Origin of the sequence: Noviherbaspirillum malthae, assembly GCF_015352985.1 — a bacterium.
Lineage (GTDB): Bacteria > Pseudomonadota > Gammaproteobacteria > Burkholderiales > Burkholderiaceae_D > Noviherbaspirillum > Noviherbaspirillum malthae.
The window spans coordinates 20,840-35,425 of sequence record NZ_JACYXF010000048.1; the positions used below are offsets into that span (position 1 = coordinate 20,840).

A 14,586-nucleotide genomic window follows, 5' to 3' on the forward strand; every position below is an offset into this window, starting at 1 on the left:
CAGGTAAAAGGTGGCGTGAAACCGCCGCCTCGCCAAAAAGCCGCTCGATCCAGCGTCCGGAAGGAGCCGGTCAACCCGCAAAATCCGGCTAAGCATCTGCGGAAACCTTCGTTTCCAATTCGGCCAGCCTTCAATAGAGTTTCATCCTGCCAAGGCCGTCAAGGCCGCCAACGCTGAATACCGCGCCAACACTTAAGGAAATCGACATGAAACTTGAAACCATCTCGGTCCATGGCGGCTATTCGCCCGATCCGACGACAAAGGCGGCCGCCGTTCCGATCTACCAAACCGTGTCCTATGCTTTCGACGACACCCAGCATGGCGCCGACCTGTTCGACCTGAAGGTGCAGGGGAACATCTATACCCGCATCATGAACCCGACGCAGGACGTGCTGGAAAAGCGCGTCGCCGCGCTCGAAGGCGGCGTCGGCGCGCTGGCGCTGGCCTTGGGGCAGGCGGCCATCACCTATGCCATCCTGACCATCGCCGAAGCCGGCGACAACATCGTGTCCGCAGCCACCTTGTACGGCGGCACCTACAATCTCTTTGCGCATACCCTGCCCCAGTTCGGCATCGCGACCCGGTTCGCCGATTACCGCGAACCGGCTTCCTTCGAAAGCCTGATCGATGGCAAGACCAAGGCAGTCTACGTCGAATCAATCGGCAACCCGCTCGGCAACATCACCGACCTGGAAAAGATCGCCGAGATCGCCCACCGCCATGGGGTGCCGCTCATCGTCGACAACACCGTCGCCACGCCCTACCTGCTGCGCCCCTTCGAGCATGGCGCCGACATCGTCATTCACTCGCTGACCAAGTATCTCGGCGGCCACGGCAATTCGATCGGCGGTGCCATCGTCGATTCCGGCAAGTTCCCATGGGCGCAGCACAAGGAACGCTTCCGCCGCCTCAACGAGCCCGACGTGTCCTATCACGGCGTGGTCTACACCGAGGCGCTCGGTCCTGCCGCCTACATCGGACGTGCCCGCGTCGTTCCCCTGCGCAATACCGGCGCAGCCATCTCGCCGTTCAACGCCTTCCTCATCCTGCAGGGCATCGAGACGCTGGCCTTGCGCATGGAGCGCATTACCGACAACACGCTGGAAATCGCGCGCTTCCTTGAACGCCATCCGAAGGTGAAGTGGGTGAACTACGCCGGCCTGCCGGAGCACCGCGACCACGCGCTCACCACCAAGTATCTCGGCGGCCGGCCTTCCGGCGTGCTGACCTTCGGCGTCGAGGGCGGCCGCGAAGGCGGAGCGCGCTTCCAGGATGCATTGAAGCTCTTCACCCGCCTGGTCAATATCGGCGATGCCAAGTCCCTCGCCTGCCACCCGGCCTCGACCACGCACCGCCAGCTCAACGAGGAAGAACTGGCCAAGGCCGGCGTGACCGAAGACACGGTCAGGCTGTCGATCGGCATCGAACATGTCGACGACCTGGTCGCAGACCTCAACCAGGCGCTGGACGCGGCATGACGGCACAACATTCGAACATGGCCTGCGAAACATGACGCAGCAGCACACCCTGCGCGGCGCGGATGTCGTCGCCCGCACGCTGGAACGCCTCGGCGTCGACAGGATCTTCTCGCTGTCCGGCAACCACATCATGTCGCTCTTCGATGCCTTGCTGGAGACGGGCATCGAGATCATCCATGTGCGGCATGAAGCGGCCTGCGTGCACATGGCCGATGCCTACGCAAGACTCACCGGCAAGCCGGGCATTGCGCTCGTGACCGGTGGACAGGCCCATGTCAATGCATGCGCCGCGCTGGTCACGGCGTCGGCTTCGGCGGCGCCGGTGGTGCTGCTGTCGGGCCATGCCGCGCTGTCCGAATCCGGACGCGGCGCCTTCCAGGAACTGGCCCAGGCGCGTATTGCCGAACCGCTGACCAAGCTGTCATGGACTGCGGAATCCGCCGCACGTCTCGGCCACGATCTTGCCCGGGCACTGCGGGTCGCACGCGAAGGCCGGCCCGGCCCCGTGCATCTCAGCCTGCCGGTCGATTTGCTGGAGCAGCGGCTTGCGGCGGATGACATCGAAAATCACCTGCCGGCGCAAGACGGCGCATTGCCCGAAGCTTCGGTCCTGTCACCCGCCGCCTGTGCAAACATCCTTGAACAACTCAATTCGGCCCGCAAACCGCTCATCCTGCATGGCCCGCAGTTGTGCGGCCACCGCTTCCGCGACAGGCTCCGCCAACTCGAAGCCAGGCTCCGGGTTGCCGTCATCGGCATGGAAAGCCCGCGCGGCATCCGCGATCCGTCGCTGGGCGCCTTTGCCGAGATACTGGGCGAGGCCGACTTCCTGCTGCTGCTCGACAAGGATCTGGATTTCACGCTCGGCTTCGGCGCAGCTCCTGCGCTGCGCGCCGATTGCCGCCTGGTCGCCATCAGTCCGGAAGGTTCGGGCGAACGCGGCATGAACAGCACCCGCATCGCCACGCATCATGCAGCGGATGCGGTCGGCGCATTGGAGTCGCTGGAAACCGCGGCGCGACAGGCCTTGCCGTCACGGCCCGAGGCGGAGGAGTGGCTGGCCAGGGCAAGAGCTGCCCTGCAGCACCGTCCTCCGGAATGGAGCGCGGGCGCGGAACGGCATCGGGCGCTCAACGCAGAGAATGTGTATCCCGTCGATCTCTGCGATGCCGCGGCGCGCGCCTTTGCGCAGCATCCGTCTGCGACGCTGGTTTCTGACGGCGGAGAATTCGGGCAATGGGCGCAGGCGATCATCAAGCCGCAAAGACGGCTGATCAACGGCCCGTCGGGCACCATCGGCGCAGCAGTTCCGTATGCAGTGGCAGCAAAGCTTGCCGACCACGATGCGCCCGTCTTCGTCCTGACCGGCGACGGCAGCTTCGGCTTTCACCTGGCCGAGATCGACACCGCGCTCCGCCATCACCTGCCCATCGTGATCATCATCGGCAACGATGCCAGATGGAATGCGGAGCACCAGATACAGCTTCGCAGCTACGGGCCGTCACGCACCCATGCCTGCGCGCTTCTGCCCTCGCGTTACGACTTGGTCGTGGAAGCGCTGGGTGGGCACGGCGAGCTGGTCACTCGCGCAGACCAGCTCGATGCGGCGATTGCACGCGCCGTCGCCAGCGGCAAGCCGGCCTGCGTGAATGTTTTCATCGAATCCGTGCCGGCACCGGTGATACGTCTTTCCGAGTGACGTGCATGGCACATCCTGCCCATGCAGCGCTTTCTTCAACGGCATCTGGCAGACCAATTCAACGCATGCGTTCCTGTGAATCAAGCCACGCAAGATAGTGATCGTAGCTTGCGAAGTAAAGCAGGTCTGCCGAGTCCTGCTCGCCGGCAAGAGTGTCCGGTTGAAGCCGCCGTTCGATCGGGCCGGTAACCCCGGCGCGGCGCGCGGCTTCCGCAAGCTCGATGCCAAGGATGCGGCGCATTCTGTCGCGTTCGGCGCTCATGTCAGCATCCTCCGGCGCTCCACCCAGAAGTCGAGAATCCAGGCAGGCTCGTTCCGTACCGGATTGTGCTTTTCTCGCTCAAGCATCAGCCGCTGCATCTCGCGGCGTTCATCGCGCAGGGTGATTCTCTTTGCATGAGGCATTGCAATCTCCTTCGAGATGGCAGAACAAACTGGAGCAGCCGCGCATCGGCAGCGTGCCGGACAATGTTTGGTACCTTGTATAAAGTGAGTGTGCCGGGAGAGAGGCCGGTTCCTCGTCAGGCAGGGATGTCTCCGATCGAGTCGCGGCAGCGAACCGGCCGGAACATCATAATCTGCTTGTTCTCGAGATGGTTCTTGACGTCATTCGTTGCGCCACGGTGCGGACGTCCCGCGGAAGACGCAACCGGCGCTTAATAAATTTTGCACGTGATCAAGGCACTGCATCATAAGGAGTTGTGAAGTTGTGGTGCCATGACGCAAAAACCCGCAAGCGGAGTGCACCTTCCGCATCCACGGCAAGTCGACATGCATCAAACCCAGGCTTCGGATTTGCCTCAAGCTAGAGCCTGATGCACTGTGCAACGGTTGGCACAAGCCGGAGAGTCCTTGGCACGCAAGGACCGCAGCTTCGGCCCAAGCGGATGACCGGCGTTCTTTCCCATCGATAACAAGGAGACAAGCCATGATCGACCAAACCCAGCTGGAATTTGCCAAGAACGTATGGGAGCAATCCAGGGCCGCAGTGTTGCAGGCCCATCAGGCCTAGGACATGGTGATGCGGTCCCAGAAGACGATGATGGACTCGATGCGCAATGCGGGTGCGCCCTACGCCCTTGCAGCCGACCAGTTCGACAAGCTGATGGAGTTTCATTCGGGTCAGTACAACGCCGCACTGGAGTACATGGACAAGATGTCGGCAGAATATCAGCGGCTCCTGGCCCAGAGTAAAACGTGAAGGCATGAAGCGCCAAGTCTGGCCGCAAGCGCGGGAGCTTTGATGAATCATCCCACCCCCTTTGTGCGCGAAGGCGGCGCCGGTCCCAGGATTGTCTGCATTCACTCGAATGCCAGCACTTCCTCGCAGTGGCGCGGCCTGATCGACCTGCTGTCTGTGAATTATCATGTCGTCGCGCCGGACTCCTACGGGTCGGGCAAGACCCCGGACTGGCATTCCGACCGGATCATTTCGCTGAGCGACGAAGTTGCGCTGATCGAGCCCTTGCTCACTGATGACAATGGCCCTGTCGTGCTGGTTGGGCACTCCTACGGCGCGGCCGTGGCCGTGATCGCTGCGCTCGCTCACCCCGAGCGGGTACGTGCGCTGGCGCTGTACGAGCCGACGCTGTTTTCCCTGGTGGATGCGGAAGGCCCGCCGCCGAACGACGCGGACGGAATCCGCAATACGGTGCGGCAGGGAAGCATTGCGCTCGACAACGGCGACCTGGATGCGGCCGCGGAAGGATTCATCGATTACTGGATGGGAGCCGGAAGCTGGGCAGGCATGCCGGAATCCCGCAGGCCGCCCATCGCCGCATCGGTGAAGAACATGCGCCGCTGGGCGCGTGCGCTCATGACCGAACCCACGCCGCTGGCGGAATTTCGCCGGCTCGACATGCCGGTGCTGTACATGGTCGGCGGCAGATCGACCGCGTCGGCGCACGGCGTGGCCCGTGTCCTGCTGCCTGCGCTTCTTAAGGCGCGCCTTCTAACCTTCGACAAGCTCGGCCACATGGGTCCCATCACCCACCCTGACGTGGTCAATGCGGCGATTGAGCAGTTTCTCAAGGAGATCTGATTCAGCAGGTACCCACGCGAGACAGTCAGAGCTTCATTTCATACGACTGCCCGATGCGCTGTGGCCGCTGATCCATCGGCGGCCGCTGCCGCTCGTCTACGCCAACGCCTTTACCAACCCCGGCGGGTCCGAGCATTCATGCAATATGGCTCGAGCAGATCAGGCAACCCCTTATCGTCGGCAATGACGCTCTTGCCGGCTTGCCAGCTGAAAGGCAGCTGGGCGGTGATCCTTCTGCGCAATCTCATGGATGAACGCAGGATAATAAGTAGAGTCTCAACAACATTCGACTTTGCACCAGTCCTGAAATGCGGCTGTCGCTTTTAACGGAAACAACTCTGCGGCAGCTCGAAAGACAGGCACTGAAGCAAGCCTACTTTTCCTGAAGCAACGAGGAGACGACTACCATGAAGAAGCTGAGTTTTCGATGTGCCTGGCCCGCCATATTCGTCATTGGACTTGCCGGGGCCGCCGGTGCCGGTGCACAGACGACAGCGGCCGCGCCGCCCGTCGAAAAACTCCAACGCTATCAGATCGACCCGGCGAAGGTCTTTGTCGCAGGGATTTCCTCCGGCGGCTTCGCCGCGGTGCAGATGCACGTGGCCCATTCCGCGACCTTCAAGGGAGCCGCCATCTATGCGGGCGGCGTCTACTGGTGCGCGGGCGCCGGCGGCGCGGCGACCGCTCTCGCCAACTGCGGCGGCCAGACCTTGCCGACGAATGAAGCGTCCTACAACAGCATGCTTGCCCAGTCGATCGCTTATCTGGACACCCAATCCGCCCTGGGTACGATCGACTCATCGTTGAATCTCAGCGGTCAATCGGTTTACCTGTGGTCAGGCACCAGGGACGCCACCGTCAATCCGCGCCAGATGGCCGACCTCAATGCAGAGTACCTTCACTATGGAGCCAAGGTGGTGTTCGATAATGGCTTTCCGGCCGCGCACGGCTGGGAATCACCGAACGGCGAACTTGACTGCGGCACCGCAGGCAGCCCCTTCATGGTGAAATGCTCTGTCAATGGCGCCCCCTATGATTCCGTGCAAACCTGGCTCAAGCTCTTCCTGGGAAGACTGAACCCGCGCAACAACGGGAAGCTGCAAGGCACGCTGTCGAACTTCGACCAGACCGAGTTCGGCGCAGCGCCCAACGTGTCGCTGAATTCCACCGGTACTGTCTTCGTGCCGAAAGCCTGCGCCCAAGGAAAAACATGCGGCATGGTGCTCGCACTGCATGGTTGCAAGCAGTATTCGGCGCTCATCGGCAATCGCTGGGTGATCCAGGCGGGCATCAATGAATGGGCCGACACCAACAACCTCGTGGTTGTCTATCCAGACACGATCGCCTCATCGGCACCAGGGCCGACCAACCCGAACGGCTGCTATGACTGGTGGGGCTACTCAAACCAGGTCGATCCCAACTATGCGCTCAAGAGCGGCGCGCAGATGTCGGTACTCTATGGAATGGTGCAGCGTGTGACGGGACGGTAGTAGCGCGCTTCGGCATAGATACGCTCACGCCCGGCCGCATATGAATCAATAATCGACGGGGTGGGAGCGTATGTCTTTTTGCGGGGGGAAACGTCACAGTCGGGGCCACAACTGGAAGTCCGTCCGGGACGCCAGAGCAGATGCAGTGAAAACCTTGCCGGCGGGCTTATATCGACCCTAAGCAGTCTTAGACTTTCCCCAAGAACAGACGTTGTATCGAACCTTGCTACCAAGGCCCATGTAGGGCATCCTGTCTCGCCTCGGATTTTGGTGTCAACAGCATTCGCTCGATACCGAAAAGTGGATCAGTGGTGGTTTGAACCTGGAAACCGAAGTTCGTGACCTCATAGGTCAGGGACGCCAAACAGCAGCACATTGACCCGAACGCATGATCGATGTGACAAAGCGAATCAGTCATAGACATGAGCTGGACCGCCCAATCCTTCTGTCATTTCAATTGCCGTGCTGCGTAACACTGCCTCATGCTCCTTTTGGAAGCGCGTAGCAGGCATCGTCAGTGTAAGTGCGCCGACCAGTTTTCCCGTCGCGTCAAATACCGGAGAAGAAATCCCTGCGACGCCTTCGGAGCGATCCCCCACCGACGAGATCAGTTTGTTTTTGCGTATCTGATCGTACAAGTCTCCGGGCTCCCCTTCGAACGCCAGTAATACGCGCCCACCGACACCGCGATCCAGCGGCAGCAAGTCCCCTGCACGGATATGGTCGCGAATCGGCTGAGGGGAATCGACTCGATACAGGCAGAGGCGCTGGTTCCCCTGCCGGACATGAAACGAAGCGCTTTCACGAGTCTTCGCTACCAGTCTCTTCATCGCCGGCAATACGACCGATTCGAGCGAAAAAGATGCCGAGTACGCTGAGTAGAGGCGTGCCACTTCAGGTCCGAGTACATAACGGCCGTCTTCCCCTTTCTGAATCAGCCTTCCATGTTCAAGCGAGGACAAGAGCCTCAATGCCGTGCTCTTGTAGAGGAGCGTGTGTTCGGCGATCTCCGTCAGCGTTCGTGCCGGCTGCTCTGGGGTGAATGCCCCCAGGACCGATAACGCACGATCGACGGCCGCAGCACCGCCCGGTGCGGCATCGGCGTCTGCTAACGATTGGTTGATAGCTTTTTTTGGCATGGCGATGTTGCAGGTTTAAATCCGAATCAGGCATTTTACGCGCCTGCCGGAACAGCAGAACACCATTCCAAGGACCAGAACACTTCCTCGCGTCCACACGATGAAAATCGTGTTGACATGGCCTCTTCGCACCGCTATTCTATTTTATAGAACTATGTTCTATCTTACAGAACTGGAGAGCCAAATGCAACAAATACTTGTCAGCGAGGTAGGCCCACGCGACGGGCTGCAGAGCGTCAGGCAAACCATGCCTACCGCCTACAAGCTGCGTTGGATCGATGCGCTGGTGGCAGCGGGTGTGCGGGAAATCGAAGTCGGTTCATTTGTATCTCCCAAGCTCCTGCCGCAGATGGCCGACGCGGCTGCCGTTGTCGCTCACGCACTGCAGAAGCCCGGCCTGCATGTCGCAGCGCTCGTACCCAATATGAAAGGTGCTGAAGCGGCTTTCGAGGCAGGCGTGCACAAGATCACGATTCCCGTCTCGGTGACTGAGGCACACTCGCTGGCGAACGTGCGCAAGACGCACGCACAGATGATCGAGGAAGTGCGCAACATCGTGGCGCTGCGCAACGCCCGCTATCGCGGCATTACGATCGAGGCCGGCATGTCGGTCGCATTCGGCTGCACCATTGCCGGACCGGTCAGCGACGATGACACCTTGCGCATGGCGCACCTGATGGCTGAATGCGGCGTCGATGAAGTCGGCCCGTCGGATACCAGTGGCTATGCCGAACCGCGCCAGGTGCGTCGACTGTTCACGCGTCTGCATTCAGAGCTGGGAGATAAAGCTGGGGGTGCGCATTTCCACAACACGCGCGGACAGGGATTGGCGAATGTGGTCGCGGCACTCGATGTAGGCGTGACCACATTCGACGCCAGCCAGGGCGGAATTGGAGGCTGTCCTTATGCGCCCGGAGCGACGGGAAATATCGTGACCGAAGATTTGGTGTACTTGCTCGAAGCGATGGGTTACGACACCGGCATCGATATCGACAAGCTGGTCGCAGCCCGCACCATCCTGCTCGAAGGCTTGCCTGGAGAAGCCTTGTACGGCCATATACCAGATGCGGGACTGCCCAAGGGCTTTGCCTATGCCGACGGTCGTGCGCCAAGGGCCAATCAACCTGCCACCTGCACGTCAGGAGTCGCACTATGAGCACCGAAAAAGCTGACTTGCCCTACTCCGGTCTGCGCGTCGTCGAATTCACCCATATGGTAATGGGGCCGACCTGCGGCATGCTGCTCGCCGATCTTGGTGCGGAAGTCATCAAGGTCGAGCCGATCTCCGGCGACAGTACACGCAAACTCGCCGGCTCAGGCGCCGGATTTTTCCCGATGTTCAACCGTAACAAGAAAAGCATTGCGGTCGATACGAAGGATCCGCGCGGCCGCGAGATCGTCCTGAAACTGATTGCCGGCGCCGACATCTTCAGCGAAAACTTTAAAGCAGGCACGATGGCCAAACTTGGCTTGGACTACGCCTCGCTTTCCGCTTTGAATCCTCGCCTGATCTATGTCTCGCACAAGGGATTCCTGCCGGGGCCGTACGAACACCGCACCGCGCTCGATGAGGTGGTGCAGATGATGGGCGGTCTTGCTTACATGACTGGTCCGGAAGACCGGCCGCTGCGAGCGGGAACTAGCGTCAATGACATCATGGGCGGCTTGTTCGGCGCAATCGGTGCGATGGCAGCGTTGGCACAACGCGAAAAGACCGGTCTCGGCCAGGAAGTGCAAAGCGCGCTATTTGAAAACAATGTCTTTCTGGTTGCCCAGCACATGATGCAGTTCGCCGTCACGGGCAAGCCGGCAGCACCCATGCCCAGCCGCATCTCGGCCTGGGCGGTCTACGACGTGTTCACCGTCAAGGATGACGTCATGATCTTCCTGGCCGTCGTTTCGGATACTCAATGGGCTATTTTCTGCGATGCATTCGGCTTCGCCGACCTCAAGGCCGATCCGCGCCTGGCCAGCAACAATCTGCGGGTCCAAGCCAGGGAATGGATGATGCCGCTGCTGAGGGAAAGGCTGGCGACACATTCTGCGCAAGAAATCTCGAGGATCTTCGAAAACAATGGCTTGCCTTATGCCCCTATCACCAAGCCTCAGGATTTGTTCGACGACCCGCACCTCAATGCAACCGGCGGCCTGGCAGACGTGACGCTGCCGCCCGACGCCAGTGGCGCCAAACGTGAAATCAACACCCGCACTGCACTTCTGCCGCTGACGATGGCGGGAGAGCGCCTGCCGGTGCGCTGCGGCCCACCATCACTGGGCCAGCATACCGACAGCTTGCTGCAGGAACTCGGATACAGCCAGGAAGAGCTTGCCGCGCTACGCGACGCCGGTGTCATCGGCGCCCATCCGGAAGTAAACCAGCGCCCGCCGCACGAGCCGGCAGACGCCTGACTTATTTCGCTTATCTACATTTGGAGACATCATGATCTATTCGGTAAGTATCCGCTCAACACCGCGCTTGAAAGCATTCCATGTCATTGCAGCAGTATGCTTTGGTGCTGTAGCGTCGGCTAGCCAAGCACAAACAACATATCCAACTAAGCCCATCACCGTCATCGTTCCATTTACGCCAGCCGGTGCCACTGACGTGGTCACACGAATGTTGACCGATAGACTGACAAAAGAAGCTGGTTGGAATTTCGTGGTCGACAATCGGCCAGGCGCTGGCGGCAATATTGGCCTGCAAACTGTAGCGCGTTCAACCCCTGACGGATACGTGCTAGGAATGGGGCAGACAGCCAATATTGCTATAAATCCTTCGCTCTACAAGAAGATGCCGTATGACGCACTTAAGGATCTCGTCCCTGTCGCGCTCGTCGCAGAGCAGCCGCTGGTGCTGGCGGTAAAGGCGGATTCGCCCTATCGCTCAGTGGCCGATCTGGTGAATGCGGCCAAGGCGAGCCCCGGAAAGATCTCAATGGCCTCGGCAGGAACGGGCACTGTCGGCCATCTGGCAGGTGAATTGTTTGCACGTCGAGCTGGTTTCACGATGTTGCATGTGCCGTACAAAGGCGCTGCCCAAGGTTTGACTGACTTGATTGGAGGTCAGACGGATTATATGTTTCCGACTCCTCAGGCGGCCCTGACGCTACTCAAAGGCAACAAGATTCGCATCTTGGCAGTGACTTCCGCCAAACGCATTCAGCTGTTGCCAGATGTTCCTACCATTGCCGAATCAGGATACCAAGGCTTTGAAGCCGTCGACTGGAAAGCCTTGGTCGCACCGGCCGGCACGCCGCCTGCCATCATCAAACGTCTGCATGATGAAACCGGGAAGGCGCTTGGTAAGCCCGAAATGATCGCAAAACTGCTCGCCGAAGGCAGCAAACCCATGTCGGGAACTCCCGAACAAGCTGCGCAATTGTTCAAGAACGAGCAAGTCCGCTGGGGCAAGGTCATCCGCGACGGGCAAATCAAGCTTGACTGACTACCATAGTGCTTGCGCATGTTCTGAAAAAGGATGGTTGGGTGTCCACTCAACCATCAATCTGTCAAGTTCGTACTGTACGTCCGCTATGGAGTAGGAAAATCATGCCGCGTATGACGGCTTGTGGCCGAACTCAGCATAAGGCAAGCTGCGCGCCTACCGCAGCTACAGTCCACCTTTCAGACATTCACAAGCCAAGATTCAAGGCGCGCTGTCGCCCCAAAACGGACTGTCGCCATGCTCCGAAGCAGACATTCAACGTTTGACATGAGCGGCGACCAAGAGGCAGCGAAGCTGGCCTCTTAAGCGTCCGCTTGATGGAAGGGTTATACCTTGGGATTGGTATTAGGCGTCATAGGGTCCGGTCTGAGAAGCTGCACATGCTCGTATAAATAAGCGCCATCCACATTGGCATCTGCCGCCTCGCTCCACGATGTGCGAGGTTCTCAGATCGGTTGCGGCCACGGGTGCGGAAGTGGATGAAGACCAGGAAAATCCGGAGGTGCTGGTCACCGGTCATTCTCCTCGTCTTCGCCTGCTGTTTCCGGCTTAACCTCGCGCAATAGCTACTCGTTCGATTTCTCAGCCTCGTTCGGCTCCTCTCCGGGCTTGTAGCGCGGCGTGGGCTGTGGCAGCAGGAAGAAGCCGACGCACAGCAGTGCAATGACCACTCCGATGCGCGACGCCGCAATCGCGACAAGAACTGCAGCGATCTGGATCAGCGCCGCAATGCCGTAGCGGCGCGTCATCTGCCGGATGAAATCGGGCGCGAGCCGTTCGTCCATCAGCCGGCAGCCTGGCATTGCATAGAACCACTTCGCCATCCAGGTGCAGGCGGTCAGGGCCAGACCGGCAACCAGGGTCACTGACGCGACGGGCTCGAAGCCCGTGCCGAGGTGGAAGCACCAGACGCGGATTGGATAAGGAATGACGACGATCGCCAGCAGGAACAGGAGGTTGATCGCGCCGAACCAGTGATCACTCTTAGTATAAATGCGACCCGAAGAATGGTGCTGCAGCCAGTAGGCGCCGATCACGACATAGCAGAGAACGAGCGCAAGAAATTCGCGCCACTGCTCCGCCATGGCGCTTGTCAGGTCGCTGTAGCCATGAGGGCCCTCGGGAGATCCGGGGACCTTGATCTCGACGATCAGCAGGGTCAGCGCGATTGCGAAAACCGCGTCGCTGAATCCCTCGAAGCGGTCAAGTCCGCGCTCGGCGCCATGGGTTTCCGCGTCGGCAGGTTGATTATGCCTATTGCGCAGCATCATGTGAGTCCTTTCGCGCACGCCGAAGCCGCTCCTCGCGGCGCAGCAAGCACAATCCTTGTTGGACGATCTCCATGAGCGCCTAACACCCGAGCTAAGCCTGCGGCTCGCAGGCACCACCACTGAGCCGTCGGCTTGAGCGACTTGTCGGACTTGTTCAGCCCGGCAGCTTTGCCGCAAGAACGTCAACCTTTTCGATTGACGGCGGCTTGGTGAATAACTCCCCTGCTTTTTCCATGAGCACGGCTGCGACCTTACCGGAAAGATGAGCTTGTCGCCCAGCCTCATCTGGGAACGCGTCAAAGATGCCAAAGGTTGACGGCCCTAGGCGGATGCCGAACCAAGCTGTAGTAGCCGGTTCTGCCTGAACGAGGGGAAGACCGTTTAACAGAAAGCTCTCTACCTCCTTCTCCTTGCCCGGCTTGGCTTCCAGACGAACGAACAACGCGAGTTTAACCATGATATACCTCCTGTTGTTAAGCCGACATCAAATCACCCACTTTCCAGCGAGCCCAACTTAATGATGACCGGACCGCCACCATTTGAGGCGAAGCCGCCTCCTGCATGTGTGGGGTCGTGTCGATCGACAAGTTGGATTCTTGAATCACCGTTGTCTTCATGATCCTGTCTTCAGTCTTTTGGACGCAATCCCGAGCTTGGGAGACCATTGCTGCGGGTGCGCGCTAAAACGCAATGCAATGGCGCCGGCAATGATGTCTGCTGCGATGCGATTAAAACGCGTTCAATGAAACGCTGAGAATGAGATTATCCTTTGAAGTTCAATTGCAATACGATGGAAGCTCACCATTGATTTTGGTCGCGGGAGGTTGCTTGCGTACCGGATGCGGGCTGATTGCGAGGAGCCTACTTGCAAGTCGAATTAAGAAATATTGCGCACCCAGGCTTTCGACATGGAGGGTTTGATGCAGGCGCTCGCCTGATGTATGCGTTGCCGTCCATTTCGAACGCACGTGACCCGTGTTTCCGCCGTTATGTGACCGGTTACGTAGGCTTCCGGCCGGCATCCGTTTTCTTTTCTGCTGCGATCGGCAAGAAGCCCACAGCCGGCGAGTTGAAGGTCGAGCATCGGCGCTCTTCCAGAGCAGCCTGCGTCGGCATTGAGGTCCAGTTGTGGACGGGTTGCAGTCACGCCGAACCCGCTGGTGACGCCAAGGGGCCGTATCGGCGGGGCCCAACACCCTGCAGAGACTTACACGAATGATCGACCGCACTGTCTCTGAAAGCCGTATCGGCATGTTGTGACCATTCTTTTTGCGCTTTTGTGTCCGTATATGGACTTCTCTTTTTTTGCAAACAGTTCGCTTTTGATTTCGAGGTACGACCGCTCGCGTATATCCGGTCTCTGACTGCCCGTTCCTCTACGGAGCTGGACCATAATGGGGCATTTGCACGCTGAGTCCCTATTGCTTTGCCGAGTTTTGTAGCCTTGGACACTCATGGTTTCTTGCGGCGCCGGTTCGAGCTGTTTTCCATCAACGATTTGTTTTGCAATTGTGGTCGTGATTCGCTGCGTTTCTGTATCGGTGACACCTCGTTGACGCACTTCTCGTAGCTGGTTATCTATGATACTGACTGTGCTTCAGGTTGATAGTTGGTACCATGCTTGATCATTGCCCACGCTATCCGGGTAGTCTTGTTGACCGTCGCTACGGCTGCCACGCTATGATGCCGCGTCTTGGCAATACGCGTGATCCGCAAACTCAGCCAATCTGCCTTTGTGGCGCAGTGCGAAATGCAGACCGGCCATCATGCACAAGCGACACACGCAGATAGGCGTCACCACGCTTGCTAATGCCGGCGTGCACACCTATTCCGAGCGGCGGCGATTGCCGCTGGCATATGCGGTGGACATCTGCGGCTATGCGGTTAGACTGTTGCTGTCGTTAGTCATTGATATGCCGTCAGGCGCGCTTCTTCAACAAGGGCAGAAGACCACGTTTGAATCTCACCAGCGAAGAGACATTCGTGCCGGGCCGTAATCGATTGGGTCTGATGAGCGGAAACT

The 14,586-nt window shown here is 59.4% G+C and carries 14 protein-coding genes; 9 read left to right on the forward strand and 5 right to left on the reverse strand.

What is annotated here, in order from left to right:
• Window positions 1-206 precede the first annotated feature (206 nt).
• Both IGW03_RS28165 and IGW03_RS28170 read left to right on the forward strand, forming a co-directional pair.
• Window positions 207-1,478 carry an O-acetylhomoserine aminocarboxypropyltransferase/cysteine synthase family protein gene (locus IGW03_RS28165; protein WP_194725846.1) on the forward strand — a complete coding sequence of 424 codons (1,272 nt, stop codon included), beginning with the start codon at window positions 207-209 and terminating at the stop codon, window positions 1,476-1,478.
• The gene (locus IGW03_RS28170; protein ID WP_228536146.1) at window positions 1,429-3,177 is read left to right on the forward strand and encodes a thiamine pyrophosphate-binding protein; all 1,749 of its coding nucleotides are present in this window, start codon (window positions 1,429-1,431) and stop codon (window positions 3,175-3,177) included. Before IGW03_RS28165 ends, IGW03_RS28170 begins: the two co-directional genes overlap by 50 nt.
• A 58-nt stretch (window positions 3,178-3,235) precedes the next feature.
• Here IGW03_RS28170 and IGW03_RS28175 read toward each other — a convergent pair whose 3' ends face one another.
• Entirely contained in the window at window positions 3,236-3,439 is a 204-nt protein-coding gene (locus IGW03_RS28175) for a hypothetical protein (protein WP_194725847.1), read from the reverse strand.
• Window positions 3,436-3,582: a hypothetical protein gene (locus IGW03_RS28180; RefSeq protein ID WP_194725848.1), complete on the reverse strand. Its 147-nt coding sequence runs from the start codon at window positions 3,580-3,582 to the stop codon at window positions 3,436-3,438. The genes IGW03_RS28175 and IGW03_RS28180 overlap by 4 nt, the downstream gene beginning before the upstream one ends.
• Before the next feature lie 616 nt (window positions 3,583-4,198).
• Between IGW03_RS28180 and IGW03_RS28185 the strand changes: the two genes are divergently transcribed.
• The 3 genes from IGW03_RS28185 (at window position 4,199) to IGW03_RS28195 (ending at window position 6,708) form a co-directional block, all read left to right on the forward strand.
• Window positions 4,199-4,378, forward strand: a complete 180-nt coding sequence (locus IGW03_RS28185; protein WP_194725849.1) for a hypothetical protein — start codon at window positions 4,199-4,201, stop codon at window positions 4,376-4,378.
• A gap of 42 nt (window positions 4,379-4,420) precedes the next feature.
• Window positions 4,421-5,218 carry an alpha/beta fold hydrolase gene (locus IGW03_RS28190; protein WP_194725850.1) on the forward strand — a complete coding sequence of 266 codons (798 nt, stop codon included), beginning with the start codon at window positions 4,421-4,423 and terminating at the stop codon, window positions 5,216-5,218.
• Between the two features lie 407 nt (window positions 5,219-5,625).
• The gene (locus IGW03_RS28195; protein WP_194725851.1) at window positions 5,626-6,708 is read left to right on the forward strand and encodes an extracellular catalytic domain type 2 short-chain-length polyhydroxyalkanoate depolymerase; all 1,083 of its coding nucleotides are present in this window, start codon (window positions 5,626-5,628) and stop codon (window positions 6,706-6,708) included.
• A 410-nt stretch (window positions 6,709-7,118) separates the two neighbouring features.
• On the opposite strand, the gene IGW03_RS28200 is transcribed toward IGW03_RS28195, so the two are convergent.
• Window positions 7,119-7,847, reverse strand: a complete 729-nt coding sequence (locus tag IGW03_RS28200) for an IclR family transcriptional regulator (RefSeq protein ID WP_194725852.1) — start codon at window positions 7,845-7,847, stop codon at window positions 7,119-7,121.
• 184 nt (window positions 7,848-8,031) lie between these two features.
• Here IGW03_RS28200 and IGW03_RS28205 point away from each other — a divergent pair, with 184 nt between their 5' ends.
• The 3 genes from IGW03_RS28205 to IGW03_RS28215 are packed head-to-tail and all read left to right on the forward strand — an operon-like array spanning window position 8,032 to window position 11,292.
• Entirely contained in the window at window positions 8,032-9,003 is a 972-nt protein-coding gene (locus IGW03_RS28205; protein ID WP_228536147.1) for a hydroxymethylglutaryl-CoA lyase, read from the forward strand.
• On the forward strand, window positions 9,000-10,256 hold the full coding sequence (locus IGW03_RS28210) for a CaiB/BaiF CoA transferase family protein (protein WP_194725854.1): 1,257 nt from the start codon (window positions 9,000-9,002) through the stop codon (window positions 10,254-10,256). Before IGW03_RS28205 ends, IGW03_RS28210 begins: the two co-directional genes overlap by 4 nt.
• A gap of 31 nt (window positions 10,257-10,287) precedes the next feature.
• On the forward strand, window positions 10,288-11,292 hold the full coding sequence (locus IGW03_RS28215; protein ID WP_194725855.1) for a Bug family tripartite tricarboxylate transporter substrate binding protein: 1,005 nt from the start codon (window positions 10,288-10,290) through the stop codon (window positions 11,290-11,292).
• A gap of 566 nt (window positions 11,293-11,858) precedes the next feature.
• Here the strand turns inward: IGW03_RS28215 and IGW03_RS28220 are convergent.
• Both IGW03_RS28220 and IGW03_RS28225 read right to left on the reverse strand, forming a co-directional pair.
• Entirely contained in the window at window positions 11,859-12,563 is a 705-nt protein-coding gene (locus IGW03_RS28220; RefSeq protein ID WP_194725856.1) for a TMEM175 family protein, read from the reverse strand.
• A gap of 154 nt (window positions 12,564-12,717) precedes the next feature.
• A complete protein-coding gene (locus tag IGW03_RS28225) occupies window positions 12,718-13,020 on the reverse strand; it encodes a putative quinol monooxygenase (RefSeq protein WP_194725857.1) in 303 nt (100 codons plus the stop codon).
• Between the two features lie 1,309 nt (window positions 13,021-14,329).
• Between IGW03_RS28225 and IGW03_RS28230 the strand changes: the two genes are divergently transcribed.
• Window positions 14,330-14,560 carry a hypothetical protein gene (locus IGW03_RS28230; RefSeq protein WP_194725858.1) on the forward strand — a complete coding sequence of 77 codons (231 nt, stop codon included), beginning with the start codon at window positions 14,330-14,332 and terminating at the stop codon, window positions 14,558-14,560.
• The last annotated feature ends 26 nt before the right edge of the window (window positions 14,561-14,586 follow it).

Excerpts from the sequence above, each read along its gene's own strand:
- IGW03_RS28165 (WP_194725846.1), top strand. The coding sequence starts at position 207 with ATGAAACTTGAAACCATCTCGGTCCATGGCGGCTATTCGCCCGATCCG.
- IGW03_RS28170 (WP_228536146.1), top strand. The coding sequence starts at position 1,429 with ATGTCGACGACCTGGTCGCAGACCTCAACCAGGCGCTGGACGCGGCAT.
- IGW03_RS28175 (WP_194725847.1), bottom strand. The coding sequence starts at position 3,439 with ATGAGCGCCGAACGCGACAGAATGCGCCGCATCCTTGGCATCGAGCTT.
- IGW03_RS28180 (WP_194725848.1), bottom strand. The coding sequence starts at position 3,582 with ATGCCTCATGCAAAGAGAATCACCCTGCGCGATGAACGCCGCGAGATG.
- IGW03_RS28185 (WP_194725849.1), top strand. The coding sequence starts at position 4,199 with ATGCGGTCCCAGAAGACGATGATGGACTCGATGCGCAATGCGGGTGCG.
- IGW03_RS28190 (WP_194725850.1), top strand. The coding sequence starts at position 4,421 with ATGAATCATCCCACCCCCTTTGTGCGCGAAGGCGGCGCCGGTCCCAGG.
- IGW03_RS28195 (WP_194725851.1), top strand. The coding sequence starts at position 5,626 with ATGAAGAAGCTGAGTTTTCGATGTGCCTGGCCCGCCATATTCGTCATT.
- IGW03_RS28200 (WP_194725852.1), bottom strand. The coding sequence starts at position 7,847 with ATGCCAAAAAAAGCTATCAACCAATCGTTAGCAGACGCCGATGCCGCA.
- IGW03_RS28205 (WP_228536147.1), top strand. The coding sequence starts at position 8,032 with ATGCAACAAATACTTGTCAGCGAGGTAGGCCCACGCGACGGGCTGCAG.
- IGW03_RS28210 (WP_194725854.1), top strand. The coding sequence starts at position 9,000 with ATGAGCACCGAAAAAGCTGACTTGCCCTACTCCGGTCTGCGCGTCGTC.
- IGW03_RS28215 (WP_194725855.1), top strand. The coding sequence starts at position 10,288 with ATGATCTATTCGGTAAGTATCCGCTCAACACCGCGCTTGAAAGCATTC.
- IGW03_RS28220 (WP_194725856.1), bottom strand. The coding sequence starts at position 12,563 with ATGATGCTGCGCAATAGGCATAATCAACCTGCCGACGCGGAAACCCAT.
- IGW03_RS28225 (WP_194725857.1), bottom strand. The coding sequence starts at position 13,020 with ATGGTTAAACTCGCGTTGTTCGTTCGTCTGGAAGCCAAGCCGGGCAAG.
- IGW03_RS28230 (WP_194725858.1), top strand. The coding sequence starts at position 14,330 with ATGCACAAGCGACACACGCAGATAGGCGTCACCACGCTTGCTAATGCC.